The following is a 24,652-nucleotide window of genomic DNA, read 5'->3' on the forward strand; positions in this document are numbered from 1 at the left end:
CCGTAGCACCCGTAGCACCAGCAGAACCCGCAGGACCCTCTTGATCGCGCTCACCGCGACCGGCGCGCTCGTCTCGGTCGCCGCGTGCGGCTCGGGCTCCGGTTCCTCCGCGTCCTCCGGAGACTCCAGGACCTACGCCTTCTGGGACCCCTACCCGCAGTTCGACGCCTCCTCCGACTGGGGCAAGCGGGTCGCCGAGTGCGGCACACGGGCCGGGGTGACGATCAAGCGGACCGCGTACGACACCACGGACCTGGGCAACAAGGCGCTGCTGGCCGCCCAGCAGGGCGACGCTCCGGACGTGATGCTGGTGGACAACCCGGTCGTCTCCACGCTGGTCGAGGCGGGCATCCTCAACAAGACGAGCGACCTCGGGCTCGACACCGCGTCGATCCAGAAGAACATCATCGGTGCGGGCACGCTGGACGGCGCCGCGTACGGGATACCCGTGGGGGCCAACACCCTCGCCCTCTACTACAACAAGAAGATTCTGGCCGCCGCGCAGGTCGATCCGGCCTCCGTGAAGGACTGGGCGTCGCTCACGGCCGCGCTGAAGAAGGTCAAGGCCGCGGGCAAGAAGGGCATCACGTTCTCCGCGATCAACACGGAGGAGGGGAGCTTCCAGTTCCTGCCCTGGTTCTGGGGCGCGGGCGGGGATCTCACCCAGCTCGACTCGGCCGAGGGCACGGCCGCGCTGACCCTGTGGAAGGACTGGGTGGACGCGGGCTACGCCCCCAAGGACGTCCTCAACAACACCCAGACCACCAGCTGGCAGGAGTTCGCCACCGGCGACTACGCGTTCAGCGAGAACGGCACCTGGCAGCTCGGCAACGCCGACAAGGCCGGGTTCGGCTACGGGATCATCAACATCCCGGGGCAGAACGGGGGTTCGGCGCCGGTGCCCACCGGCGGGGAGTTCGTGACCGTGCCCGTGCAGAAGGACATGGCCCGGTACGACGTGAGCAAGAAGATCGTGACGTGTCTGACCAGTCCGACGAGTCTGCTGGCGACCGACACGACGCTGATGTACGTCGCGCCCACCGCCGCGGTGCAGGCGCAACAGGTCGCCAAGAACGCGGAGTTGAAGCCCTGGGTGGCCGCGGTCGCCGCTGCGCGGGGACGGACCAGTGGGGGGCTGGGGACCAAGTATCCGGGGATCTCCCAGCCGTTGTGGACGGCCGTGCAGTCGGCGTTGTCCGGGGGGAAGAGTCCGCAGGCCGCGTTGGACGCGGCGCAGTCGGCCGCCGGCAAGGGGTGATCCGTGGTCGTGAACCTGCGGGCCGGCGGGGGCTGGTCGCGCCCCGCGGCGCAGCCGCATACCGATACGGTCCCGCGCCCCGTCCGATCGCTGCCGCAGCGGGCGGCCCGGACGGGCCCCGCGTCACGCGGCCGGCTCACCGCCCTCGCCTTCGTGGCCCCGCTGCTCGTCTACCTCGGCGCCTTCTACGCCTATCCCCTCTACCGCAATCTCGATCTGAGCCTGCGTGACTACACCGTCCGGTCGTTCGTGCAGGGGGACGCGCCCTACTCCGGCTGGCGCAACTTCTCCACCGTGCTGCACGATCCGACGTTCGGGCCGGCGATGCGGCACACGATGGTGTTCACGTCGGTGTCGATCGTCTTCCAGTACGCGGCCGGGCTCGCCCTCGCCGTGTTCTTCAACCGGCACTTCCGACTGGCCGCCACACTGCGGGCGTTGTTCCTGATCCCGTGGCTGCTGCCGCTGATCGTGTCCGCGTCGACCTGGTCGTGGATGTTCAACAGCGAGTCGGGAGTGGTGAACTACGGGCTGCGTCTCGTCGGCGTGGACCCGGTCGGCTGGCTGACCTCGCCGGACTGGGCGCTGGTGTCGGTGATCGTCGCGAACATCTGGATCGGGATCCCGTTCAACCTGGTGATCCTCTACAGCGGGCTGCAGAACATCCCGGCCGAGCTGTACGAGGCCGCCGCCCTGGACGGGGCGGGTGGCTGGCAGCAGTTCCGGCGGATCACCTTTCCGCTGCTGCGGCCGGTGTCGGCGATCACCGTGCTGCTCGGGCTGGTCTACACGCTCAAGGTGTTCGACCTGATCTGGATCATGACGAAGGGCGGGCCCGGCGACTCCTCGTCCACGCTGGCGACCTGGTCGTACCAGCTCGGATTCGGCACGCTGCTGCCGAAGTTCGGGCCGGGGGCGGCCGTCGGCAACATCCTGATCCTCATCGCGCTCGTCTTCGGGCTGCTGTACATCCGCGTCCAGAGGAGGCAGGAGACATGAGAGCGCGCGGCTTCACCGTCATCGGTCTCCTCCTCACGGCGCTCATGCTGTTCCCGGTGTACTGGATGCTGAACGTGTCCCTCACCCCGCAGCAGGACATGCGCAAGTCACCGCCCGACCTGTTCCCCCTGCACCCCACCTTCGAGGGCTACCGGGCCGTGCTCGACGACCAACTCCCCTACCTGGGAACCAGTTTGCTGATCGGGATCGGCACGGTCGCCCTCACGCTCACGGTCGCCGCCCCGGCCGGCTACGCGCTGGCGAAACTCCGGCCACGGGCCGGGGGCGCCCTGAGCCTGGCCCTGCTGATCGCCCAGATGATCCCGGGCATCGTGATGGCGATGGGCTTCTACGGCTTCTTCCTCGACCTGGGTCTGCTCAACTCCTGGTGGGGGCTGATCATCGCGGACTCCACCATCGCCGTGCCCTTCGGCGTCATGATCTTCACCGCGTTCATGTCGGGCATCCCGGGCGAGCTGATCTCGGCCGCGCTGATCGACGGCGCCGGCACCTGGCGCACCTTCCGGTCGGTCGTCCTGCCGCTGAGCCGCAACGCGGTCGTCACGGTCTCGCTGTTCGGCTTCCTGTGGGCCTGGTCCGACTTCGTCTTCGCCAACACGCTCGACGGCGGCGGGAGTTGGCGGCCGATCACGCTCGGTATCTACAAGTACATCGGCAACAACAACCAGGAGTGGAACGCGATCATGGCCACCGCCGTCGTCGCGTCGGTCCCGGCGGCCGTCCTCCTGGTCCTCGCCCAGCGCTACGTGGCTGCGGGCGTCACGGCCGGCGCGGTGAAGGACTGACCCCACCCCCGGCATCCGGCCGACACCCCCTCCCACTCCAACTCCCCATCGGCACACCCCCCTTCCTGAGGAGATCCATGTCATGAGCCGCACATCCCTCAGAGCCGTCCTCGGTACCGCGATCCTCACGGCCGCCGCCGCGCTCGGCGGCACCGCCCCCGCGCAGGCCGCCCCCACCGCCGCGACCACCCTGGCCGTCAACGCGGCCTCCACCCTGCGACCGGTCACCCACGTGGCGACCGGCAGCCTCTACGGCCTCGCCGACGCGAGCACCCCCGCCGACAGTCTGGTCACCCCGCTCAAGCCGAACACCTTCGTCCAAATGGCGCCGGGCGGAGCCCAGTTGCCGAACGGTGAGCCGAAGCCCGCCGGGGACGCGCTCGTCGTGGCGTCGAAGGCGGCGCGGGCCGGTGCGAAGGTGGTGGTGCGGATGCCCGACTGGTATCCGAACTTCCCCTACCAGTGGGTGAGCTGGAGTGACTGGCTGTCCGCCGTGGACAAGCAGGTCGCGTCCGTGAAGTCCTCCGGCGCCACGAACATCGCCGCGTACGAGCTGTGGAACGAGCCCGACTGGACCTGGAACACCTCGGCGGCCGGCGCCTTCGACGCCGGGTGGGCGACCACCTACCGGGAGGTCCGTGCCAAGGACGCCAACACGCCCGTCCAGGGGCCGAGTTACTCGGCGTGGAACCAGAGCTGGATGAGCACGTTCCTCACCGACGCCAAGGCGAGCGGTACCCTCCCCGACATCGTGAGCTGGCACGAGCTCCAGGGCTCGCAGAACATCGCCGCGCACGTGGCCGCGTACCGCGCGCTCGAATCGAGCCTGGGCATCAGCCCGCGCCCGATCTCGATCGAGGAGTACGGCACCACGAGCGAGGTGGGTGTCCCCGGCCAACTGGTCGGCTATGTCGCCAAGTTCGAGCGAGCGGGCATCCATGACGCCGAGTTGGCCTTCTGGAACCACTACGGCACCCTCGGCGACACCCTGACCGACACCGGCGGCTCGCCCAACGCCTCGTACTGGCTCTACAAGTGGTACGGCGACATGTCGGGCACCATGCTCACCACCACTCCCCCGGCCCAGACCGGCATCGACGGCGCCGCCGCGCTGACCGGCGACGGCAAGCAGATCAGCGTCGTCTTCGGCGGCGGAGTGGGATCAACCGCCGTACAGGTGAACGGACTCGGGTCGCTGTCCGGCTTCGGCAGCACCGTGCACGTCAAGTTGGAGTACACACCGTCGAAGGGTCGGACCACGGGCGTGGCCGCGCCGGTCACCATCTCCGACACCACCTACACCGTGTCGAACGGCTCGATCACCGTGCCCGTCGCGATGAACGCCTCCGACGGCTACCACCTGGTCGTCACGCCCACCGGGACCTCGGCCTCGCTGGCGGGGACGTACCAGATCAAGAACAAGAACAGCGGGCTGGCGCTGGACACGCAGGGAGCCGCGACCGCCCAGGGCACGGCGGTCGTCCAGGCCGCGTCGAGCACCGGCAGCAGTCAGTCCTGGACGCTGACGGCCGCCGGGTCCGGGCTCTACAAGATCGTCAACAAGGCGAGCGGGCTGCTGCTCGGCATCACCAACGCCGGTACTGCGGACGGCGGTACCGCTCTGATCTGGGGCGACAACGGCACCGCCGACCACCTCTGGCAGCTGATCCCGGCCGGAGACGGCACGTACAAGATCGCCAACTACAACAGCGGGCTGCTGCTCGGCGTGACGAACATGAGCACCGCCTCCGGTGCGCAGGTCCTTCAATGGGACGACAACGGGACGGCCGACCATCTGTGGAGCCTCACCGCCCGCTGACGCACCCCGGCTAGCCGGTGTGCACGACGCCCCCTTCGGCCAGCAGGTCCACGAGGGTCGCCCGGGCTCGGGCGACCCTCGAACGGACCGTCCCCACCGGGCAGTTGGTGAGTTCCGCCGCCTCCGCGTAGGGCAGGCCGAGGAGTTGGGTGAGGAGGAAGGCCTCGCGGCGCTCGTCCGGGAGCAGGGCGAGCAGGTCGAGGAGTGCCACGCCGTCGTCGAAACCGGGGAGCCCCCGGGGCTGGGCCAGTTCGACGGCGAGCTGCCAGTCCTGGACGTCGGACAGGCGGGGGCGGGTGGCGGCACGGCGGTAGCTGTCGATCACCGCGCGGCGGGCGATGGACAGCAGCCAGGTGCGGGCCGAGGAGCGCCCTTCGAAGCGGTGCAGGCTGCCGAGCGCCCGCAGGAACGTGTCCTGGGCGAGGTCGTCGACGGCCTGCGGGTCGGCGCAGAGATGGGAGACGTAGCGCAGGACGTCGCGGTGCAGCGCGCGCACGAGGTGGTCGACGGCGGCGGGGTCGCCGTGGCGGGCGGCGAGCGCCCAACTGGTCAGCGACTCGTCGCTCGACTCGGTCACGTCGGGCGGCGCGGGCAGGGTGGAAGTGATCACCTGGGGTCCTTCTCGGTCACCGTGAAAGGGGATCGGCCGTCCCGCGGCGCCCGTGAGAAGGGCGGCGCGGGCGTACGGCCTGCCCGGGGCGCACAGGAGCGGCCCGGGATGCCGGCTGTCGTCAGGCGACAGCGGTCCCCGGAGGCGGACCCCGCGAGGTGATCGCATGGCCGAGAAGGAGAAGGCGCGGTGCCCGCTCGGAGCGGGGGCGGCGCGGGCGCAGCCGCGGGCGGTGCGGCGGGGCGGGGAGCGCGAGGAGCAGCCGTAGCGGAGCCGCGAGCCGGGTGGCGACGGCCCGCAGAACACGGAACGCGGCACGCTCGCCGTAGGCCAACCACAGCCCGCAGAGCAGGGCGGCGAGAAGGTGGGCGGCGAGCATCCCGGACGACGAGGACGGGCCGGTGGCGGCTACCGACATATGGCCCATGTCCATGGGTTCCATAGAACCCATGGATTCCATGGAACCCATGGAGTTGACGGACCCCATGGACCCCATGGAATCCATGGCGTTCATGTGCATGGAGCCTATGTCGGCCGGCCCCATGTCCATGGCTGACGACTGCCCTGTCATGGGCTGGGCGAGGGAGAACGCCGAGTGCAGGGCGGCCTGGGTGGCGACCACGAGGGTCACGACGAGCGGGAGGCCGCGTTCACGGCCCGCCAGGGTCCAGCCCACGAGGGCGGTGGCGGCGAGGCCGGCGGCCAGTGCCCAACCGGGCACGTGACGGCCGGACATGAGGACGTGCCCCAGGGCGGCGAGCACCACACAGACGGCCGCGAACATCGCCGCCCGTACCGTGCGCACACCCCACCCTGCCGTCATCGCGCCTCATCCTGGCATCAGAACCTGGGTCTCAGCCGTGGGTACGGGAATTCGCGGCGCGGTGCTCAGTCGGGGTGGGCGGGGGCGGAGGAGACGCGACTCCCGCCGGGCGGGGGTGACAAGATCACGGAATGAGTGAACTGACGATTCGTCCGCGCGCCGACGAGCACATGCAGGGCTGCGTCCAGGCACTCGCCGGGGTCCATGCGGAGGATCGCTATCCCGTGAACTGGCCCGTCGATCCTGAGAGTTGGCTGACTCCCCGGAGCATGCTCGATGCCTGGGTGGCCGTAGAAGGTCCGGCGGTCCTGGGTCATCTGGTGCTGACTCGCCCCGGGGAGGCTCTGGCCGCCGAGGTCGGGCTGCCTGCGCAGCGCCTGGTGTCCGTGGCGCGGTTCTTCGTCAGTGTGGATGCCCGCCGGCGAGGTGTGGCCGCGATGCTGCTGGACAAGGCGATCACGGCAGCCGCAGCGGACGGCCTCAGGCCCGTCCTCCAGGTCGAAGCCGGGGCGACCGCCGCCATCCGCCTCTACGAGCGTGCCGGATGGCGCTGCGTCGGCAGCTCCACGGCCGACTGGACGACAGCCGATGGGCGCGCCGCGCGGATGCGTTCCTATGTTGCTCCCCCGGGAGCCAACCCTGATGGGACGTCCCGCGGCAAACGCGTCTGACATCCCGTCAGGGCGAGCGCCGTTCCGGCGTCGGGCCGTCGCCGCGACGCCCAACCCGCCGATCCGGAACGCCGGTTCAGCCCAGCTTCGCCATCGGCTCCAGGATCGCCACGCACTCCACGTGATGGGTCATCGGGAACAGATCGAACGCCCTGAGCGTCCGCACCCGATACCCGCCGTCCCGGAAATACGCCAGATCCCGGGCCAGCGCCGCCGGATCGCACGCCACGTACGCGATCTTCCGGGCCCCGAGCGACGACAGGTGCTCCACCGTCTTCTTGCCGGCTCCCGAGCGCGGGGGGTCGAGGACGATCAGGTCGACCTCGCTGATCCCGGTCCGCGGCAGCACGCTCTCGACCTTGCCCTGTTCGATGCGGACGCGGTCGAAACCGGCGAGGTTGTGGCGCGCGTCCTCGACCGCGCGCTTACCGGACTCGATGCCGAGGACCGCGCCCTTGTCGCCGAGGCGGTCGGCGAGGGCGCCGGCGAAGAGGCCGACGCCGCAGTACAGGTCGAGGGCCATGTCGCCCTTGCGCGGGAGCAGGCCCTGCATGACCGCCTTGACGAGGGTGTCGGCGGCCATCGGGTGGACCTGCCAGAAGCCGCCGCTGCCGACCCGGTACGTACGCCCGTCGGCCCGCTCGCGCACGAACGCGCGGCCGTGCACGCGGTGGATGCCGCCGTCGTGCTCCTCGACGCGCATGACGGAGACCGGGCGGTCGAGTTCGACCAGGGGCAGGCGGGCGCCGGGGCGGGGCTCCAGGATGACCATGCGGTCCTGGGAGCCGGTCGCGGCGATCGCGTCGACCGACGCCATGCCCGACCAGTCGCGCTCCTCGATGCCCAGCTCGCTGATGCCGGGCGCCGCGATCATGCAGTGCTCGACCGGCTCGACCTCGTGCGAACGGTGCTTGCGCAGACCGGCGTTGCCGTCGACGTCCACGGCGTACTGGACGCGCGTGCGCCACTGCGGCACCTGGCCCGCGGGCAGCTTGTCGCCCTCGGCCGGCATCACCGTGCCGTCCCAGCCGGCCTCCTCGGGCGTGAGCCCGGCGAGCCGCTGCAACTGCTCGGTGATGACCTCGCCCTTGAGGCGACGCTGCGCGCCGGGCTTGGCGTGCTGCCAGTCGCAGCCTCCGCAGCGGCCGGGTCCGGCGTAGGGGCACGGCGCCTCGACGCGGTCCTTGGACTCCTCCAGGACCGTCACGGCGTCGGCGCGCAGGAACCGCGCGCCCTCCTCGCCGTCGGTGACCCGCGCGACGACACGCTCCCCGGGCAGCGCGTGCCGGACGAACAGCACCTGGCCCTCGGCCGTACGGGCGATGCAGTGCCCGCCATGGGCGACGGGGCCCACCTCGACCTCGTACTCCTCCCCCACCAGCGATTTCTTCGGTTCTGCCTGCATGGCGGGGTGACTCCACAACGTCAAAGGGGGTACGGCCGGACAACAGCCCACCAGTCTACGTGGACCCCGCCCGACCGCTCACCACAAGGCCGCGGCGACTGGAGCCTGGACTCGGACGACTAGAGCTTGGACTTGGACGACTCGCTGTGCCGTTCCTCGGCGGGACCTCGTCGCACCGCGCCCGGCGCGCTCCATTCCTGCCGCTTCCGTGCCCGGTTCTTCGCGGCCTCGGAGGACTCCAGCTGGTAGGGCACCGACGTCACCATCACGCCCGGCGTGAACAGCAGCCTGCCCTTGAGGCGGAGCGCGCTCTGGTTGTGGAGGAGGTGTTCGTACCAGTGGCCGACCACGTACTCGGGGATGATCACGGACACCGCGTCGCGCGGCGACTCCTTCCGCAGCCCCTTCACGTACTCGATGATCGGCCGGGTGATCTCCCGGTAGGGCGAGTCCAGCACCTTCAGCGGTACGTCGATCCCGCGCCGCTCCCACTCCTCGCGCAGCGCCTTGGTCTCGGCCGGGTCCACGTTGACGCTGAGCGCCTCCAGGGTGTCCGAGCGCATCAGCTTGGCGTAGGCGAGGGCCCGCAGAGCCGGGCGGTGGATCTTGGAGATGAGGACCACGGAGTGGACGCGGGAGGGGCGGAGGCTGTCGTCGCTGGGGCCCTCCGGGGCCGCGATCTCCTCGGCGACCCGGTCGTAGTGCTTACGGATCGCGGTCATCGTGGCGTAGAAGATGCACATGCCGAGCAGGGCCACCCAGGCGCCGTGGGTGAACTTCGTGACCAGGACGACGACCAGGACCAGGCCGGTGAAGAACGCGCCGAACGTGTTGATCGCCCGGGAGCGGACCATGTGGCGGCGCTTGTTCTGGTCCTTCTCGGTGGCCAGGTGGCGGTTCCAGTGCCGGACCATGCCGGTCTGGCTGAGGGTGAAGGAGACGAACACGCCGACGATGTACAGCTGGATCAGCCGGGTGGAGTCGGCGCCGTAGATCGCCAGCAGCAGGGCGGCCGTGCCGGCGAGCAGCACGATGCCGTTGGAGAAGGCCAGGCGGTCGCCGCGGGTGTGCAGCTGGCGCGGGAGGTAGCGGTCCTGGGCGAGGATCGAGCCGAGGAGCGGGAAGCCGTTGTACGCGGTGTTGGCGGCCAGGAACAGCACCAGCGCGGTGGCCGCGGCGAGCACGACGAACAGGAAGCTGCCCTTGCCGAACACGGCCTCGGCGACCTGGGAGATCACCGGGTTCTGGACGTAGCCGGAGCCGATCGCGACGCCGTTGTGCAGCAGGTCGGTGGCCGGGTTCTCTGCCATGCGGACCTTGGTCGTCATGGCGAGGGCGATGATCCCGCAGAACATGGTGACGGCCAGCAGGCCCATCGCGGCCAGCGTGCTCGCCGCGTTCTTCGACTTGGGCTTGCGGAAGGCCGGGACCCCGTTGGAGATCGCCTCGACACCGGTGAGCGCGGCACAGCCGGAGGAGAAGGCCCGCAGCAGCAGGAAGACCAGGGCGAAGCCCGCCAGACCCTGGTGCTCGGCCCTGATGTGATAGGCGGCGGTCGGCGCGCGCATGGTGTCGCCGAGGACGAGGCCGCGGAAGGCACCCCACGCGATCATGATGAAGACGCCCGCGACGAACACGTACGTCGGAATCGCGAACAGCGTGCCGGACTCCTTCACCCCGCGCAGGTTCATCAGCGTGAGCAGCACCACGACGGCGATCGCGCAGAACACCTTGTGCTCGACGACGAACGGGACCGCCGAACCCAGGTTCTCGATGCCGGACGCGATCGAGACGGCCACGGTCAGCACGTAGTCCACCAGCAGGGCGCTGGCGACGGTGAGGCCGGCCTTGGGACCGAGGTTGGTGGTGGCCACCTCGTAGTCACCGCCACCACTGGGGTAGGCGTGGACGTTCTGCCGGTAGGAAGCGACCACGGTGAACATCAGCACCACGACAGCGACCGCGATCCACGGGCTGAAGTGGTACGCCGACACGCCCGCGATGGAGAGGACCAGCAGCACCTCGCCGGGCGCGTAGGCCACGGAGGACAACGGGTCGGAGGCGAAGACGGGCAGTGCGATGCGCTTCGGCAGGAGCGTTTCGCCCAACCGGTCGCTGCGCAACGCCCGCCCGATGAGGATGCGCTTGGGCACGTCGGTCAGTTTGGACACAACAGGGGATCGTAGGCCTTCGAACAGGCGATCCTCCACTTTCCGCCGTCTTACTTCCTGTCATCTGCCTCACGGGTGAAATAAGGGACGAGTGGAGTTGCGGATTCCGTCGGGAGTGCCCGCTCCGTGTCTATATGACAAAACCCCGCTCCCACCGCCTCCTGGAGGTTCCATGCCCGCGACCGCAGAGCTGATCGGCGCCCTGGCCGCCCTCGTCGGCCTCGGATTCCTCACCCTGGCCAGCGTGCGCAGCATCGGGCGCCGCTGACGCACGGGGGTGCCCCGGAGGCACCGGGCGTGTGTAGCTTGGGCCTCGGTCTGAGACCCTGATGGGGCTGAGCATTGATTTGAGGACATCGGAAGGACGGTCGTGCACATCGTCATCATGGGCTGCGGCAGAGTGGGTTCCGCTCTCGCCCAGACCCTGGAGCAACAGGGGCACACGGTCGCCGTGATCGACCAGGACCCCACCGCCTTCCGTCGGCTGGGCCCGGGATTCGGCGGTCGCCGGGTCACCGGGGTCGGCTTCGACCAGGACACGCTGCGCGAAGCGGGCATCGAGGAGGCGGGCGCGTTCGCCGCCGTCTCCAGCGGTGACAACTCGAACATCATCTCCGCGCGCGTGGCCCGCGAGATGTTCGGCGTCGAGAACGTCGCGGCCCGTATCTACGACCCCCGCCGTGCCGAGGTCTACCAGCGCCTGGGCATCCCCACCGTGGCCACGGTCCGCTGGACCGCCGACCAGATGCTGCGCCGGCTGCTGCCCTCGGGCGCGGAGCCGCTGTGGCGGGACCCCACCGGCGGTGTCCAGCTCGCCGAGGTGCACGCCTCGGCCGCGTGGGTCGGCCAGCGGATCAGCAAGCTCCAGGAGGAGACGGGCGTCCGCGTGGCGTTCCTCACCCGGCTCGGCGAGGCGATGCTGCCCTCTTCGCAGACCGTGCTCCAGGAGGGCGACCTCGTGCACGTGATGATGCGCACGGACGAGATCGACAAGGTCGAGGCGGCGTTCGCCAAGGGTCCCGAAGAGGAGGGCGGTCACTGATGAGGGTCGCCATTGCCGGAGCAGGCGCGGTCGGTCGTTCGATCGCCGGAGAGCTCCTGGAGAACGGTCACGAGATCCTTCTCATCGACAAGGCCCCGACCGCGATCTCGGTCGAGCGGGTCCCCCAGGCGGAGTGGCTGCTGGCCGACGCCTGCGAGATCACGTCCCTGGACGAGGCCGCGCTGCAGCGCTGCAACGTGGTGATCGCCGCGACGGGCGACGACAAGGTCAACCTCGTGGTGTCCCTCCTCGCGAAGACGGAGTACGGCGTCCCGCGTGTCGTCGCCCGCGTCAACAACCCCAAGAACGAGTGGCTCTTCAACGAGTCCTGGGGCGTCGACGTGGCCGTCTCCACCCCGCGTCTGATGTCGGCCTTGGTCGAGGAGGCGGTGTCGGTCGGCGACCTCGTCCGCCTGCTCCGCTTCAGCCACGGCGACGCCAACCTCGTCGAGCTGACCCTCCCCGAGGAGTCCGCGCTCGCGGGCACCCAGGTCGGTGACGTGGAATGGCCGGAGGACACGTCCCTGGTCACCATCATCCGCGGCACCCGGGTCCTGACCCCGTCCCGCGAGGACTCGCTGGAGGCGGGCGACGAACTCCTGTTCGTGGCGGCCCAGGCACGCGAGGAACAGCTGGAGGATCTGCTGTCGGTGCGCCGGGAGGACGCGACGAGCTGACCCCTCCGGGACTACGACGAGGAGGGGCGCCCCGAGATCTGATCTCGGGGCGCCCCTCCTCGTCGTATCGGGACTGCGCGTCCCTCAGGCCGGGGAGACCGTGTGCCTCTCGGCGTGTTGCCTCCCGGCATGTCTCCCGACATGCTGCCTCCCGGCGTGCGGGAAGCTACGCGTCGCGCCGGTGGCGGTGCCGTCCCGGTGTGGCGTCCCGGCCCTCACCGAGGGCCTCCGCGCCGCCGGCCTCGGAGGCGGCCTTCCGCTCCTTCTCGGCCTGCTCCTCCGCCTCCATCTCCGCGAACACGTCGATCGGCGCAGGTGCCTTCGCGAGGAAGACCCAGGTGAGCCAGACGGCGAGGAGGAAGGGCGGGATCTTCAACGCGACCAGGACCCAGCCGAGTTGGGCGGTGTTGGCCCACCAGTAGAGCGGGAAGAGGATCGCGCACTTGGCGAGCAGGATCAGGCCCCAGGCCCAACTGGCCTTCGCGTAGGCCTTCTTGCGGCCGGGGTTGCGGGTCCGCCAGGAGAGGTTCTCCTTGAAGACCGGGCCGAGGATGAGGCCGATCAGCGGGACGCCCGCGAGGGTGGTGACGATGTACGCCAGTGCCAGGCCCAGCGTGTAGAGCATGCCGGGGAGGTAGAAGTTCTTGGCGTTGCCCGTCATCATCGCGAAGACCACACCGAAGGCGACGCCGAAGACGCCGCTGAAGGCGTGCTTCACGGTGTCCCGGGTGGCCAGCCGGACCACGACCAGGGCCAGCGCGACGGCCAGGGCGGCGATCGCCGACCAGTGCAGGTTCTTGTTGACGGTGAAGATGCTGACGAAGAGCAGGCCCGGCAGGACCGTTTCGATCATGCCGCGCAGTCCGCCGAACGCCTCGAAGAGGGCCGCCTCGGTCACCGCCCGGACATCCTGCTCGCTGTCTTCGGCGTCCACGGTGTCCGCGGTCGGCTTGTCGAGCGACGTCACCGGCTACTCCCGTCCGAGGGGTTTCAGTTCGTATTTCGGGTTGAAGAGCACGCGTCGGCCTCTGCTCATCGAGATCCGGCCGGACGCGATCAGCTTGCGCCCCGGTTCTATCCCCACGATGGAGCGCCTGCCGAGCCACACCACGTCCAGAGCCGCGGAGCCGTCGAACAACTCGGCCTCCAGGGCCGGGACTCCCGCCCGGGGGCGCAGCGTGACCGTGCGCAAGGTACCAGTAACCGTCACGACCTGTCGGTCGTGGCAGTCGCCGATCCGGACACAGCCCTCGGTCTCGGCGTCCTCACGCAGCTCCTCCGACTCCAGGTCCTCCTGCGAGGTGGAGAGCCGGTCGAGCATGCGCCGGAACCGTCCGGCCGGCTTTTCGGAACGAGGGACAGCGCTCATATCTGAAGCGTACCGGGGTCCACCGACAGCGACGCACCCACGCCCTCAGCCGCCTTCAGGCGCCCCGAGCCGCCCTCAGATGCCCTCAGGCGCCCTCAGCGCTCGAACCGGTAGCCCATGCCGGGCTCCGTGATGAAGTGCCGGGGGTGCGCGGGATCCGTCTCCAGCTTCCGCCGCAGCTGCGCCATGTACACCCGGAGGTAGTTCGTCTCCGTCCCGTACGACGGCCCCCACACCTCCTGGAGCAGCTGCTTCTGGCTGACCAGCCGTCCGGTGTTGCGCACCAGCACCTCCAGGAGATGCCACTCCGTGGGGGTCAGCCGTACGTCACGCCCGTCCCGGTGCACCTTCTTGGCGGCGAGGTCGACGGTGAACTCCTCGGTCTCCACCAGGACGTCGTCCTCACCGCCCCCGGTGGGCTCGGCCCGGCGCACGGCGGCCCGCAGCCGGGCCAGCAGCTCGTCCATCCCGAAGGGCTTGGTCACGTAGTCGTCGGCGCCCGCGTCCAGTGCCTCGACCTTCTCGTCCGAGGAGTGCCGTGCGGACAGCACCAGGATCGGCACCCGGGTCCAGCCGCGCAGCCCCCGGATCACCTCGACGCCGTCCATGTCGGGCAGCCCCAGGTCGAGGACGACGACATCGGGATGCCGGGAGGCGGCGAGGTCGAGGGCGGTCTTGCCGTCGGCGGCGGCGTCGACCTCGTACTTCCGCGCCTTGAGGTTGATCACGAGGGCCCGCACGATCTGCGGCTCATCCTCGACCACGAGGACCCTGGTCATGAGGCCTGCCTTTCCGGTTGCACGCCCTGCGTGTCCTGCGCGTCCTGGGTGTCTTCTACGGCGGTGTCGGCCGACGCGGGTTCGAGGGGCTCGGCCGCGCGGAGGGTGAGGACCATGGTGAGGCCGCCGCCGGGGGTGTCCTCGGCGTTCAGGGTGCCGTTCATGGCCTCGGTGAAGCCGCGCGCCACGGCGAGCCCGAGTCCGACTCCCGCGCCGCGCGGGGCGTCGCCGTGGCGCTGGAACGGCTCGAAGATGCGGTCCTTGGCCTCGTCCGGGACTCCCGGGCCCCGGTCCACCACCCGTACCTCCACGCGGTCGGCGATGGCGCTGGCGGACACCAGGACGGTTTCGCCGGACGGGCTGTACTTGACCGCGTTCTCGACCAGGTTGGCCACCGCCCGTTCCAGGAGCCCGGGGTCGACGGCGACCATGGGCAGTGTCTCCGGGATGTCCAGTTCGGCGCTGGCCTCGGGGACCCCGCCCAGCGCCATCGGCACCACCTCGTCGAGGTCTATCTCGCGGATGATCGGCGTGACCGTGCCGGTCTGGAGGCGGGACATGTCGAGCAGGTTGCCCACGAGGTGGTCGAGGCGGTCCGCGCCGTCCTCGATGCCCTCCAGCAGCTCGGCCTGGTCCTCCTCGGACCACGCCACGTCGTCGGAGCGCAGGGAGGAGACGGCCGCCTTGATGCCGGCCAGCGGGGTCCGCAGATCGTGGCTGACGGCCGCCAGGAGGGCCGTACGGATGCGGTTGCCCTCGGCGAGCGCGCGGGCCTGGTCGGCCTCCTCGCGCAGGCGCCTGCGGTCCAGTACGACGGCTGCCTGGGCGGCGAAGGCGGCGAGGACCCGGCGGTCGGAGGCGGGCAGGACGCGGCCGGTCAGCGCGAGGGCCATGTGGTCGCCGACGGGCATGTCCACATCGCCGTCCTCGGGGCGCTCCAGCGGTGCCCCCGCGCCGACCCGGCCGGCGCAGGTCCACGGCTCCACGTCGCTCTTGCGCTCCAGCAGGGAGACGGACTCCATGCCGAAGGTCTCCCTCACCCGTTCCAGGAGGGCTTCGAGGCTGGTCTCGCCGCGCAGCACGCTGCCCGCGAGGAAGGACAGGATCTCGGACTCGGCGCGCAGTCTGGCGGCCTGCTGGGTGCGTCTCGCGGCGAGGTCGACCACGGAGGCCACGGACACGGCGACGCCGACGAAGATCGCGATGGCGACGATGTTCTTGGGGTCGGCGATCGTCATCCGGTGCAGCGGGGGCGTGTAGTAGTAGTTCAGCAGGAACGATCCGACGGCCGCCGACACCAGCGCGGGAGCCAGCCCGCCGAGCAGCGCGGCGGCGACCGTCAGCGACAGGAACAGCAGCATGTCGTTGGCGAGCCCGAGGTGGACGGCGTTCAGCAGGAACGCCAGCCCCACCGGGCCCACCACGCCGACCAGCCACCCGGAGACGATCCGGCTCCGCCCGAGCCGCGCGCCCCGGGACACGGGCAGTCCGCGCCCCTTGGCGACCTCTTCGTGGGTGACGATGTGGACGTCCAGGTCGGGCCCGGACTCGCGGGCGACCGTGGTGCCCACCCCCGGCCCGAAGACGTACTGCCAGGTCTTGCGGCGCGAGGAGCCGAGGACGATCTGCGTGGCGTTGACCCCGCGCGCGAAGTCGAGCAGCGCGGCCGGGATGTCGTCGCCGACGACGTGGTGGAAGGTGCCGCCGAGGTCCTCGGCGAGGGTGCGCTGGAGGGCGAGTTCCTTCGGGGAGGCCGAGGTCAGGCCGTCGCTGCGGGAGATGTAGACGGCCAGCACCTCACCACCGGCCCCCTTCTCGGCGAGCCGCGCGGCCCGCCGTATCAGCGTCCGCCCTTCGGGGCCGCCGGTCAGTCCTACGACGATCCGCTCGCGGGAACCCCAGATCGCCGAGACCTTGTGCTCGCTGCGGTACTCCTGGAGGTACTCGTCGACCCGGTCGGCCACCCACAGGAGGGCCAGTTCCCGCAGGGCGGTGAGGTTTCCGGGCCGGAAGTAGTTCGAGAGGGCCGCGTCGACCTTGTCGGGCTTGTAGATGTTGCCGTGCGCCATGCGGCGGCGGAGCGCCTGGGGCGACATGTCGACGAGTTCGATCTGGTCGGCCCGGCGGACGACCTCGTCCGGGACGGTCTCCTGCTGGCGCACTCCGGTGATGGACTCGACGACGTCGCCGAGGGACTCCAGGTGCTGGATGTTGACGGTGGAGACGACGTCGATGCCGGCCGCGAGGAGTTCCTCGATGTCCTGCCAGCGCTTGGTGTTCCGGGAGCCCGGGATGTTGGTGTGGGCGAGTTCGTCCACCAGGGCGACGGCGGGGGCCCTGCGGAGCACCGCGTCGACGTCCATCTCGGTGAAGACGCTGTCCCGGTAGGTCAGCTCCGCGCGCGGGACCTGCTCCAGGCCGTGGAGCATCACCTCGGTACGGGCCCTCCCGTGGTGCTCCACGAAGGCGACCACGCAGTCGGTGCCCCGCTCCACCCTGCGGTGGGCCTCGGACAGCATGGCGTAGGTCTTGCCCACGCCCGGTGCCGCGCCGAGGTAGATCCGAAGCTTGCCGCGTCCCATGGCCCCATTGTCTTCTCGTCACCGCTGTGTACGCAGCGTCGACTTTACGGCCAATAAGTCCGACAAATGGGGTGGAGTGTGCGCCGGGGGACGTCCTTGACGCATCCCTGATGCCCGTACCGCCGCGGTCGGCGCGGTACGGGCCTCGGGGCCGGCCCTGTTCAGTTGGGGTTGTCGCCGTGCGTGAGGGTCTCCCAGGCCACGAAGAGGTTGTTCGTGCCGGCCGGGCGGTTGTTCTCGGTGAGGGTCTGGGTGTTGGTCATTGCGATGCCCAGGCGGTTGTGCAGCGCGTTGTACCCGACCTCGGTGACGGGCCCGAGCCCGAGGTTAAGGGAGCCGCCGCACAGCCAGCTCGGGACGGCGGTGCCCAGCTGGTACTTGGCCTGGAACCCGAGCGCCTGGCGCAGCCGCTCCCCCACGTCCGTGCCGTAGAGGTCGGTGCCCTGGATGCGGCTGGTCTCGGCGACGTGCGAGATCGACGAGAGGCCGTACCCGGTGTGCGTGAAGTCGCGGCAGGTCTCCTGGGTGAGGCCGGTGACGAAGGTCGACTGGCCCTGCCAGTAACTGACGATCTTCGCCGTGGTGTTGAGGTTCTGGCTCGGCACGGTCTTCGGCACGGAGCCGTCCGAGGCGAGGTAGACGTAGGCGGCCGTCCGCGTCCGGAACAGCGCCATCGCCTTGTCGTACGACGTCCTGTCCTCCAGGAAGACGGAGATGCCGACCGCGGCGTCCATCATCGTCAGCTCCCAGTTCCCGTTGGAGTTGGAGCCGTTGATGATCTCCGGGAGGTACACGTTCCGCAGCATGGTCGCGAAGCGGGCCGAGTTGGTCCACGTGCCGGTGTACGTGTACTTGATGATCTCGGCGGCCTTGGGCCAGGAGGCGCCGGCCCAGCCGGTCTGCAGGGGCGCGTTGCTGTTGGTGTGGCTGGTGATCGTGGCCGACCAAGCGTCCATGATCGCGATGGCCTTCTGGGCGTAGCGCGCGTCCTTGGTGATGTACCAGGCGAGCGCGTCGGTGTAGGCCGCGATCGCGTCCTCGCGCTCGTCGGTGCAGCCGTAGTTGGGGTTGGAGTACGAGCCGCACTCGACGACGGCTCGGGGCTTCGGGGTGCGGCTCAGGCTCGCGTAGGAGCTGGCCATCATCTGGTCGTAGGCACCCTTCCAGGGCTGGGCGCCGGCGAGGACCTCGGTGCGGGCGAAGTCCAGCTGGCTCCTGGAGACGTCCACACCGGGGTGGACGAAGGTGGCGGGGGCGGCCTGGGCGGCGGTGCCGGGCTGGGCGAAGAAGCCCAGGACCAGCGCGGTGACGACGGAGAGCAGGGCAGCGCGGCGCACGGTGACTCCGTTCTTGTATGTGAACAAAGAGCACCCTCATGAACATGGGCGTTGAGCCGAGACCATAGGTACGGACCAATGCGCCGTCAAGAGTCCGCACACGCCGAAGGGCCGCACCCCGGAGGAGTACGGCCCTTTCGTGACGGTGCGGTGCTGCTACCGGACCTCGGTGATCTCCGGTCCGCGCTGCAGCTGGCCCATGCCGCCGGAGAAGCGGGAACCCGCCTCCTCCTGCTGGACGCCCTCGGGAACCATCTGCGCGTCGTTCGGCAGCTTCAGGACGATCGGGTCGCGGGGCGCCATCGGGCCCTCGCCGCGCACGACGACCGTGTCCCGGAAGATCTGCTCCAGCAGACCGGCCGCCTGCGGCTGCACCGCGCCCTGCCCGGAGATCACCCCGCGCAGGAACCAGCGCGAACCGTCCACACCGACGAACCGCACCACCTGGAAACCGCCCGTGCCGTCCGGCAGCTGCACCGGGACCTGCGCGCGCAGCTCCCAGCCCAGCGGTCCCTCGACCTCGTCGACGATGCCACCCTGCTGGGTGATGCCGCTGGCGATCTCCTCGCGGACCTCGCCCCAGATGCCCTCGCGCTTGGGAGCGGCGAAGGCCTGCAACTGGATGGCGCTGTCCTTGAGGACCACGGTGGCGGCGACGATCGCGTCACCCGCGACCTCGACCCGCAACTCCATGCCGTCGACTCCCGGCACGAACAGACCGCCCAGGTCCACCCGGCCCTCGGCGGGGTCGCCGATCTCCGAGTCGTCCCAGGGTCCGTCGGGGCGGGGTTCCGGCTCGAGCCGCACGCGCTCGACCGGTCCGTCCGCCTCAGTGTCGACGTGGTCGACGACCTGCTCGGCCTCGCTCGCCGCGTCCTCGGCGGCAGTGCCCTTCTTGCGACGTCCGAACACGTCACTGTCCTTCCCGGTCGGATACGACCGAAGCGTATCGATTCCCACCCGTGGTGCCGCCCACGGCGACGTGACCGCCGGTGGACCCGAAGCCCCCCTCGGCCCGCGCCGAATCGGGAAGCTCCGCGACCTCCTGGAAGCGGACCCTCTCGACCTGCTGGACGACCAGCTGGGCGATCCGGTCGAAGCGCTCGAACCGTACCGACTCGTACGGGTCGAGATTCACCACGATCACCTTGATCTCCCCACGGTACCCGGCATCAACCGTCCCCGGGGCATTCACGAGGGCGACACCGCAGCGGGCGGCGAGCCCAGAACGAGGGTGCACGAAGGCCGCGTACCCCTCCGGGAGCGCGATAGACACCCCCGTGGGCAGCACGGCCCGTTCCCCCGGCTTCAGTTCGCACCCCTCGGTGGTCCGCAGATCGGCCCCCGCGTCCCCGGGATGCTCGTACGACGGAAGCGGTACGCCGGGGTCGACGCGGCGGATCAGCACACCGAGCTCTTGACGGGGGGTACGGCTCACGGGTTCACCTCGAAGGCACGGGTACGCCGGACCTGGTCCGGGTCGTCCATGGCGGCCCGGATCTCCTGCGGGCGGCCGTTGTCGATGAAGTGGTCGACCTTCACCTCGATGAAGAGGGCGTCGGCACGCACCGCGACGGGCCCCTCGGGGCCGCCGATGCGCCCGGTGGCCGTCGAGTAGATCTTCCGGCCGGCCACGGCCGTCACCTCGGCCTCCAGGAACAGCACGGTGTCCACGGGCACCGGCCGGACGAAGTCGGTCTCCAGGCGGCCGGTCACCGCGATCGTCCGCAGCAGCCAGTTCAGCGAGCCGAGGGTCTCGTCCAGCGCGCTGGCCAGCACCCCTCCGTGCGCGAGGCCCGGGGCACCCTGGTGGGCGGCCCGCACGGTGAACTCGGCGGTGATCGTCACGCCCTCACCGGCCCGCGCCGCCAGGTGCAGCCCGTGCGACTGGTCGCCGCCGCACCCGAAACACTGTTCGTAGTGGGCACCGAGCAGCTCGCCCGGCGCGGGCGCGTCAGGGTGCCGCACCGGTTTCACGGCGTCGGACGGGGGCTTAAGAGCTGGAGAAGTACCACTCACAGGCGCAGACCTTACCCGCGCGTCGGCACGATCCGGACACCGTGCCAAGCTTGGCTCCATGCAGCCTTCCGCCTCCCCCTACGACGAGCGCCTCACCGCCCCCCGTTCGTGGTGGTTCATCTCGTTCCTGGTGGGCGTCTCCTTCGCCCTGATCCTGCTGCCCTTCGGCACCCTGCCGCTGCTCGGCGGCCTGGTCGGCGGCACCGCGGCGGCATCCGTGATGGCCAGCGCCTACGGCTCGCTCCGCATCCGGATCGTGGGCGACCAGCTGATCGCGGGCGAGGCGAAGATCCCCGTGACGGCCCTGGGCGAGGCCGAGATCCTGGAGCCCGAAGAGGCCCGCGCCTGGCGGACCTACAAGGCCGACACCCGCGCCTTCCTCCTGCTGCGCTCGTACATCCCGAGGGCGGTGCGCGTCGAGGTCACCGACCCGGACGACCCGACGCCGTACCTGTACCTGTCGACCCGTGAGCCGGAGCGGCTGGCGGCGGCGCTGAAGTCCGCGCGGGCGGCGGCCGTCTAGGACCCGAGTTCCTTCGGGATCTCACCCATCCGGAGTGGGTCCGGCGGTGCCTCCAGGGGCGGCAGCCGGTACAGCGCGTCCCAGGGGACCTGGCTCTTGCGCAGGTCCTTGCGGATGCGCTCGGCGAGCTTCTTGGTGTCCCGGCGGTTCATGACCGCTCCGACGGCGGCGCCGACCATGAACGGCATCAGGTTCGGCAGGTCGCGGACCATGCGCTTCATGATCTGCTGGCGCAGCTCGCGCTTCATGTGGCCGTTCAGCGCGGCGCTCATGGTCGACGGTTTGGTCACGTCGATGCCGCGCTCCCCGGACCAGGAGTTCAGGTACGCGACGCTGCGCTGCGGGAGGTCGCCGGGCGGACGGACGCCGTAGACCTCGTACAGCTCGGCGATGAGCTTCAGCTCGATCGCGGCCACGCCGGTGATCTCGGCGGCCAGTTCGGTGGGCATCGCGGGCGGCACCGGGAGCATCGCCGCGGCGCCGATGCCCGCGCCGACGGTCGACGTCGCGTTCGCCGCGCCCGCCACCAGTTTGTCGGCGAGCTCCTCGGGGCCGAGGCCCGGGAACTGGCGCCGCAGCGCCGCGAGGTCCCGTACGGGGATCCGCGGGGCTATGTCGATGATCCGGTCCGCGAGGTACGCCAGACCGGCCCTGGCCCGGCTGCCGCCCTTACGGACGCCTTCCTTGGCCTTGTCCCGGATCACCGCCGCCCGTCGTCTGGCGACGGGGGCGGCTGCGGGATCGTCCGCCGGCACCGGGAGGTCAGCCCGGTTCGCCGCGGGTTCGAGCGAGGCTGATCCCTGGTCGGATGAGCCCCGCTCGTCGTCACGCGCGCCATGAGGACCCACAGTCGGTCCTTCGTCCGCTCCCGGTCGCCGGGAGCGGCGCTTCCAGGGTGGGGTCGAGCCAGTCACGGCCGACCCCTCCTCAGTCGCAGTCGCGGCAGATCGGCTGGCCGTTCTTCTCGCGGGCCAGCTGGCTGCGGTGGTGCACCAGGAAGCAGCTCATGCAAGTGAACTCGTCCTGCTGCTTGGGCAGCACCCGGACGGCCAGCTCTTCGTTCGAGAGGTCCGCTCCGGGCAGCTCGAGGCCCTCGGCGGCCTCGAATTCGTCGACGTCCACTGCGGAAGTCGACTTGTCGTTCCTACGCGCCTTGAGCTCTTCAAGGCTGTCCGAGTCGACGTCGTCGTCGGTCTTGCGTGGGGTGTCGTAATCCGTTGCCATGTCGCTCTCCCCCTCTGGGTGTCTGCGGTGTCTCCAGCGCACGTAACGCGTGAGAGGCCGGACTTGTGCCCGACCTGAGGCGGAGATTTTGCCTCACATCAAGGTCTGTTACTCAATCGACACCCAACCGGACCCCTCAAGAGTGATCGGCTTGGATGGCGAAGGGGACCGTACACGGTCCGCATGCCGCTCTTCAAAGGCACCTCATCGTGTACTTCCCGTGATCAAGACCCCCGAAAACCCGGATTTTCCCGGCTTTCCGACAGGGTGCATGATCACGGAGAGTAGATGGCCTGAAAATCGCGCTTGTGATCGATCACACACGAGGGTGCCGGAGAAGCGGCCAGAAAATTCCGCGCAAAGCGAACATCCTCGTGTGTCGGCGACATGATCTCAGATGGCCAGGGTGACTCGCATCACGAGTCCACCCCCCTCACGCGGCTGGGCCGAGATGTGACCGCCGTGAGCGCGCGCCACGGACCGCGCGATGGACAGACCGAGGCCCACACCCTTGTCGCTGCCCGTTCGCTCCGTACGCAGCCGCCTGAAGGGCTCGAAGAGGTTGTCGACCTCGTACGCCGGGACCACCGGGCCCGTGTTCGAGACGACGAGCACCGCGTGGCCGTGCTGGACCTCGGTGGTGACCTCGACCCAGCCGTCCTCCGGCACGTTGTACCGCACCGCGTTCTGCACCAGGTTCAGCGCGATGCGCTCCAGCAGGACGCCGTTGCCCTGCACGACCGCGGGTTTCCGCTCGCCTCGTATCACCACGCCCTTGGCGGCCGCTTCGGCGTGCACCTGGTCGACGGCCTGCTCGGCGACCTCGGCGAGGTCCACGGGCTTGCGCTCGACGATCTGGTTGTCGCTGCGGGCGAGCAGCAGCAGGCCTTCGACGAGCTGCTCGCTGCGCTCGTTGGTGGCCAGCAGCGTCTTGCCCAGCTGCTGGAGCTCTATGGGGGCGCCGGGATCGGACAGATGCACTTCCAGGAGGGTGCGGTTGATCGCCAGCGGGGTGCGCAGCTCGTGCGACGCGTTCCCCACGAAGCGCTGCTGGGCGGTGAAGGCCCGCTGCAGCCGGTCCAGCATCTCGTCGAAGGTGTCCGCGAGTTCCTTGAGCTCGTCGTCCGGGCCGTCCAGCTCGATCCGGCGGGACAGGTCCGAACCGGCCACCGCGCGGGCGGTCCGGGTGATCCGGCCCAGCGGGGACAGCACCCGGCCCGCCATCGCGTAACCGAAGGCGAAGGCGATGATCGCGAGGCCGAGGAGGGCGAGCAGCGATCGGCTGAGCAGGTCGTCGAGAGCGTGCTGCCGCTGCTCGTTGACGCACTCGTTCATCGCGCTGTTCATCTCGGTCGCCGACGGCGAGGACGGGAAGTTGCAGGTCTTGCTGCTCACCGATCCTTCGAGGATCTTGAACGGCAGATCACTGCCCACGTTCAGCGCGTGCGCGGCGAGCAGGTAGATGATCGACAGCAGCAGGATGCCGGCGATCAGGAACATGCCGCCGTACAGCAGCGTGAGCCTTATGCGGATGGTGGGACGCAGCCAGGGGAACGGCGGTTCGGGCCTTCTGGGATCCCATGTGGGCTTCGGGGGCGCCTGGGGAGGCGCCGGGGTCGTGGCCACAGGGGATCAGATCCGGTAGCCGGAGCCGGGGACGGTGACGATGACCGCGGGCTCACCGAGCTTGCGGCGCAGGGTCATCACGGTGACGCGCACGACGTTGGTGAACGGGTCCGTGTTCTCGTCCCACGCCTTCTCCAGGAGCTGTTCCGCGGAGACGACGGCGCCCTCGCTGCGCAGCAGCACCTCCAGGACGGCGAACTCCTTGGGCGCGAGCTGGACTTCCTTGCCGTCGCGGAACACCTCGCGGCGGTTCGGGTCGAGCTTGATGCCGGCGCGCTCCAGGACGGGCGGCAGCGGCACGCTCGTGCGCCGGCCGAGGGCACGCACGCGTGCCGTCAGCTCGCTGAACGCGAAGGGCTTGGGCAGATAGTCGTCGGCGCCGATCTCCAGGCCCTCGACCCGGTCGCTGACGTCGCCGGACGCGGTCAGCATCAGCACCCGGGTGGGCATGCCGAGCTCGACGATCTTGCGGCAGACGTCGTCCCCGTGCACGAGCGGGAGGTCGCGGTCGAGGACGACCACGTCGTAGTCGTTGACGCCGATGCGCTCCAGGGCTGCCGCACCGTCGTACACGACGTCGACGGCCATGGCCTCCCGGCGCAGTCCGGTGGCCACCGCATCGGCGAGCAGCTGCTCGTCCTCGACGACGAGTACGCGCACGTCGCTTGTCCTTCCTCTGTCCACCCGCGTAGCGCGCCTCGGCGCACGCGGGCAGGGTCTTCGTGGCTGTGTGACCTCCATCCTGCCCTTTTCGGCCATAAGTCGGCTGTAAGGCGGCCGGGCGCGAGATGAAGGTCGGGTGTGAGGCCCGGGAATGCGGGATTTTCTCGGTGGGTTGAGGTTTCCACGGAAGGGAGCGGGGGGAGGACGGCTTTACACCCCGCGATCACGCTCTGCACGTGGCAAGCCACC

At 70.0% G+C, this 24,652-nt stretch carries 24 protein-coding genes; 8 read left to right on the forward strand and 16 right to left on the reverse strand.

The window, feature by feature from the left end; translation table 11 throughout:
- Window positions 1-40 precede the first annotated feature (40 nt).
- The 4 genes from ACIPTO_RS05035 (at window position 41) to ACIPTO_RS05050 (ending at window position 4,882) form a co-directional block, all read left to right on the forward strand.
- Window positions 41-1,258, forward strand: coding sequence for an extracellular solute-binding protein (locus ACIPTO_RS05035; RefSeq protein ID WP_401189511.1), 1,218 nt, complete (start codon window positions 41-43; stop codon window positions 1,256-1,258).
- Window positions 1,259-1,348: 90 nt separating this feature from the next.
- Window positions 1,349-2,257 (forward strand): carbohydrate ABC transporter permease, encoded by a 909-nt coding sequence (locus ACIPTO_RS05040; protein ID WP_401189715.1) that lies wholly within the window; start codon window positions 1,349-1,351, stop codon window positions 2,255-2,257.
- Window positions 2,254-3,063 (forward strand): carbohydrate ABC transporter permease, encoded by an 810-nt coding sequence (locus tag ACIPTO_RS05045; protein WP_401189513.1) that lies wholly within the window; start codon window positions 2,254-2,256, stop codon window positions 3,061-3,063. The genes ACIPTO_RS05040 and ACIPTO_RS05045 overlap by 4 nt, the downstream gene beginning before the upstream one ends.
- An 82-nt stretch (window positions 3,064-3,145) precedes the next feature.
- Complete coding sequence (locus tag ACIPTO_RS05050) at window positions 3,146-4,882, forward strand: RICIN domain-containing protein (protein ID WP_401189514.1); 1,737 nt, start codon at window positions 3,146-3,148, stop codon at window positions 4,880-4,882.
- 10 nt (window positions 4,883-4,892) lie between these two features.
- On the opposite strand, the gene ACIPTO_RS05055 is transcribed toward ACIPTO_RS05050, so the two are convergent.
- Both ACIPTO_RS05055 and ACIPTO_RS05060 read right to left on the reverse strand, forming a co-directional pair.
- A complete protein-coding gene (locus tag ACIPTO_RS05055) occupies window positions 4,893-5,492 on the reverse strand; it encodes a sigma-70 family RNA polymerase sigma factor (RefSeq protein WP_366312486.1) in 600 nt (199 codons plus the stop codon).
- 121 nt (window positions 5,493-5,613) lie between these two features.
- Window positions 5,614-6,315 carry a hypothetical protein gene (locus tag ACIPTO_RS05060; protein ID WP_401189515.1) on the reverse strand — a complete coding sequence of 234 codons (702 nt, stop codon included), beginning with the start codon at window positions 6,313-6,315 and terminating at the stop codon, window positions 5,614-5,616.
- Window positions 6,316-6,446: 131 nt separating this feature from the next.
- Between ACIPTO_RS05060 and ACIPTO_RS05065 the strand changes: the two genes are divergently transcribed.
- Window positions 6,447-6,986, forward strand: a complete 540-nt coding sequence (locus tag ACIPTO_RS05065; RefSeq protein WP_401189517.1) for a GNAT family N-acetyltransferase — start codon at window positions 6,447-6,449, stop codon at window positions 6,984-6,986.
- A gap of 76 nt (window positions 6,987-7,062) precedes the next feature.
- Here ACIPTO_RS05065 and ACIPTO_RS05070 read toward each other — a convergent pair whose 3' ends face one another.
- Together ACIPTO_RS05070 and ACIPTO_RS05075 are read right to left on the reverse strand one after the other, a co-directional pair.
- Complete coding sequence (locus ACIPTO_RS05070; protein ID WP_366312492.1) at window positions 7,063-8,391, reverse strand: class I SAM-dependent RNA methyltransferase; 1,329 nt, start codon at window positions 8,389-8,391, stop codon at window positions 7,063-7,065.
- 119 nt (window positions 8,392-8,510) lie between these two features.
- On the reverse strand, window positions 8,511-10,562 hold the full coding sequence (locus ACIPTO_RS05075; protein WP_366312494.1) for an APC family permease: 2,052 nt from the start codon (window positions 10,560-10,562) through the stop codon (window positions 8,511-8,513).
- Window positions 10,563-10,932: 370 nt separating this feature from the next.
- Here ACIPTO_RS05075 and ACIPTO_RS05080 point away from each other — a divergent pair, with 370 nt between their 5' ends.
- A complete protein-coding gene (locus ACIPTO_RS05080) occupies window positions 10,933-11,604 on the forward strand; it encodes a TrkA family potassium uptake protein (protein ID WP_019061075.1) in 672 nt (223 codons plus the stop codon).
- Entirely contained in the window at window positions 11,604-12,281 is a 678-nt protein-coding gene (locus ACIPTO_RS05085; RefSeq protein WP_366312496.1) for a TrkA family potassium uptake protein, read from the forward strand. Before ACIPTO_RS05080 ends, ACIPTO_RS05085 begins: the two co-directional genes overlap by 1 nt.
- 166 nt (window positions 12,282-12,447) lie before the next feature.
- Here the strand turns inward: ACIPTO_RS05085 and ACIPTO_RS05090 are convergent, their stop codons facing one another.
- From ACIPTO_RS05090 to ACIPTO_RS05125, 8 genes are all read right to left on the reverse strand, one after another.
- Window positions 12,448-13,248: a DUF3159 domain-containing protein gene (locus ACIPTO_RS05090; RefSeq protein WP_401189519.1), complete on the reverse strand. Its 801-nt coding sequence runs from the start codon at window positions 13,246-13,248 to the stop codon at window positions 12,448-12,450.
- 3 nt (window positions 13,249-13,251) lie between these two features.
- Window positions 13,252-13,650, reverse strand: a complete 399-nt coding sequence (locus ACIPTO_RS05095; protein WP_366312500.1) for an OB-fold nucleic acid binding domain-containing protein — start codon at window positions 13,648-13,650, stop codon at window positions 13,252-13,254.
- 95 nt (window positions 13,651-13,745) lie between these two features.
- The gene (locus ACIPTO_RS05100) at window positions 13,746-14,429 is read right to left on the reverse strand and encodes a response regulator (RefSeq protein WP_366312502.1); all 684 of its coding nucleotides are present in this window, start codon (window positions 14,427-14,429) and stop codon (window positions 13,746-13,748) included.
- Complete coding sequence (locus ACIPTO_RS05105) at window positions 14,426-17,011, reverse strand: sensor histidine kinase KdpD (protein ID WP_366312504.1); 2,586 nt, start codon at window positions 17,009-17,011, stop codon at window positions 14,426-14,428. Before ACIPTO_RS05105 ends, ACIPTO_RS05100 begins: the two co-directional genes overlap by 4 nt.
- Window positions 17,012-17,172: 161 nt before the next feature.
- Window positions 17,173-18,348, reverse strand: a complete 1,176-nt coding sequence (locus ACIPTO_RS05110) for an alginate lyase family protein (protein WP_401189522.1) — start codon at window positions 18,346-18,348, stop codon at window positions 17,173-17,175.
- A gap of 156 nt (window positions 18,349-18,504) precedes the next feature.
- Window positions 18,505-19,260, reverse strand: coding sequence for a DUF3710 domain-containing protein (locus ACIPTO_RS05115; protein ID WP_366312508.1), 756 nt, complete (start codon window positions 19,258-19,260; stop codon window positions 18,505-18,507).
- Between the two features lies 1 nt (window position 19,261).
- Complete coding sequence (dut, locus tag ACIPTO_RS05120; protein WP_401189523.1) at window positions 19,262-19,786, reverse strand: dUTP diphosphatase; 525 nt, start codon at window positions 19,784-19,786, stop codon at window positions 19,262-19,264.
- Window positions 19,783-20,367: a PaaI family thioesterase gene (locus ACIPTO_RS05125; protein WP_366312512.1), complete on the reverse strand. Its 585-nt coding sequence runs from the start codon at window positions 20,365-20,367 to the stop codon at window positions 19,783-19,785. Before ACIPTO_RS05125 ends, dut begins: the two co-directional genes overlap by 4 nt.
- Window positions 20,368-20,425: 58 nt before the next feature.
- On the opposite strand from ACIPTO_RS05125, the gene ACIPTO_RS05130 reads away from it, so the two are divergent.
- On the forward strand, window positions 20,426-20,890 hold the full coding sequence (locus ACIPTO_RS05130; RefSeq protein ID WP_366312514.1) for a DUF3093 domain-containing protein: 465 nt from the start codon (window positions 20,426-20,428) through the stop codon (window positions 20,888-20,890).
- Here ACIPTO_RS05130 and ACIPTO_RS05135 read toward each other — a convergent pair.
- The 4 genes from ACIPTO_RS05135 to ACIPTO_RS05150 all read right to left on the reverse strand — a co-directional run bounded on the left by ACIPTO_RS05135 (window position 20,887) and on the right by ACIPTO_RS05150 (window position 24,400).
- The gene (locus ACIPTO_RS05135; RefSeq protein WP_401189526.1) at window positions 20,887-21,804 is read right to left on the reverse strand and encodes a hypothetical protein; all 918 of its coding nucleotides are present in this window, start codon (window positions 21,802-21,804) and stop codon (window positions 20,887-20,889) included. The two genes, ACIPTO_RS05130 and ACIPTO_RS05135, sit on opposite strands and share 4 nt — an antisense overlap.
- Before the next feature lie 13 nt (window positions 21,805-21,817).
- On the reverse strand, window positions 21,818-22,114 hold the full coding sequence (locus ACIPTO_RS05140; protein ID WP_005481602.1) for a DUF4193 domain-containing protein: 297 nt from the start codon (window positions 22,112-22,114) through the stop codon (window positions 21,818-21,820).
- Window positions 22,115-22,507: 393 nt separating this feature from the next.
- A complete protein-coding gene (locus ACIPTO_RS05145; RefSeq protein ID WP_366312519.1) occupies window positions 22,508-23,740 on the reverse strand; it encodes a HAMP domain-containing sensor histidine kinase in 1,233 nt (410 codons plus the stop codon).
- Window positions 23,741-23,746: 6 nt separating this feature from the next.
- Entirely contained in the window at window positions 23,747-24,400 is a 654-nt protein-coding gene (locus ACIPTO_RS05150; RefSeq protein WP_103549594.1) for a response regulator transcription factor, read from the reverse strand.
- Window positions 24,401-24,652: the final 252 nt, after the last annotated feature.

The organism is Streptomyces sp. NPDC090083, from assembly GCF_044747445.1.
Classification (GTDB): Bacteria; Actinomycetota; Actinomycetes; order Streptomycetales; family Streptomycetaceae; genus Streptomyces.

What these genes read in the sequence shown, in the direction of transcription:
- ACIPTO_RS05045 (WP_401189513.1), top strand. Translation starts at nt 2,254, where the DNA reads ATGAGAGCGCGCGGCTTCACCGTCATCGGTCTCCTCCTCACGGCGCTC.
- ACIPTO_RS05130 (WP_366312514.1), top strand. Translation starts at nt 20,426, where the DNA reads ATGCAGCCTTCCGCCTCCCCCTACGACGAGCGCCTCACCGCCCCCCGT.
- ACIPTO_RS05070 (WP_366312492.1), bottom strand. Translation starts at nt 8,391, where the DNA reads ATGCAGGCAGAACCGAAGAAATCGCTGGTGGGGGAGGAGTACGAGGTC.
- ACIPTO_RS05095 (WP_366312500.1), bottom strand. Translation starts at nt 13,650, where the DNA reads ATGAGCGCTGTCCCTCGTTCCGAAAAGCCGGCCGGACGGTTCCGGCGC.
- ACIPTO_RS05060 (WP_401189515.1), bottom strand. Translation starts at nt 6,315, where the DNA reads ATGACGGCAGGGTGGGGTGTGCGCACGGTACGGGCGGCGATGTTCGCG.
- ACIPTO_RS05050 (WP_401189514.1), top strand. Translation starts at nt 3,146, where the DNA reads ATGAGCCGCACATCCCTCAGAGCCGTCCTCGGTACCGCGATCCTCACG.
- ACIPTO_RS05105 (WP_366312504.1), bottom strand. Translation starts at nt 17,011, where the DNA reads ATGGGACGCGGCAAGCTTCGGATCTACCTCGGCGCGGCACCGGGCGTG.
- ACIPTO_RS05140 (WP_005481602.1), bottom strand. Translation starts at nt 22,114, where the DNA reads ATGGCAACGGATTACGACACCCCACGCAAGACCGACGACGACGTCGAC.
- ACIPTO_RS05100 (WP_366312502.1), bottom strand. Translation starts at nt 14,429, where the DNA reads ATGACCAGGGTCCTCGTGGTCGAGGATGAGCCGCAGATCGTGCGGGCC.
- ACIPTO_RS05085 (WP_366312496.1), top strand. Translation starts at nt 11,604, where the DNA reads ATGAGGGTCGCCATTGCCGGAGCAGGCGCGGTCGGTCGTTCGATCGCC.
- ACIPTO_RS05065 (WP_401189517.1), top strand. Translation starts at nt 6,447, where the DNA reads ATGAGTGAACTGACGATTCGTCCGCGCGCCGACGAGCACATGCAGGGC.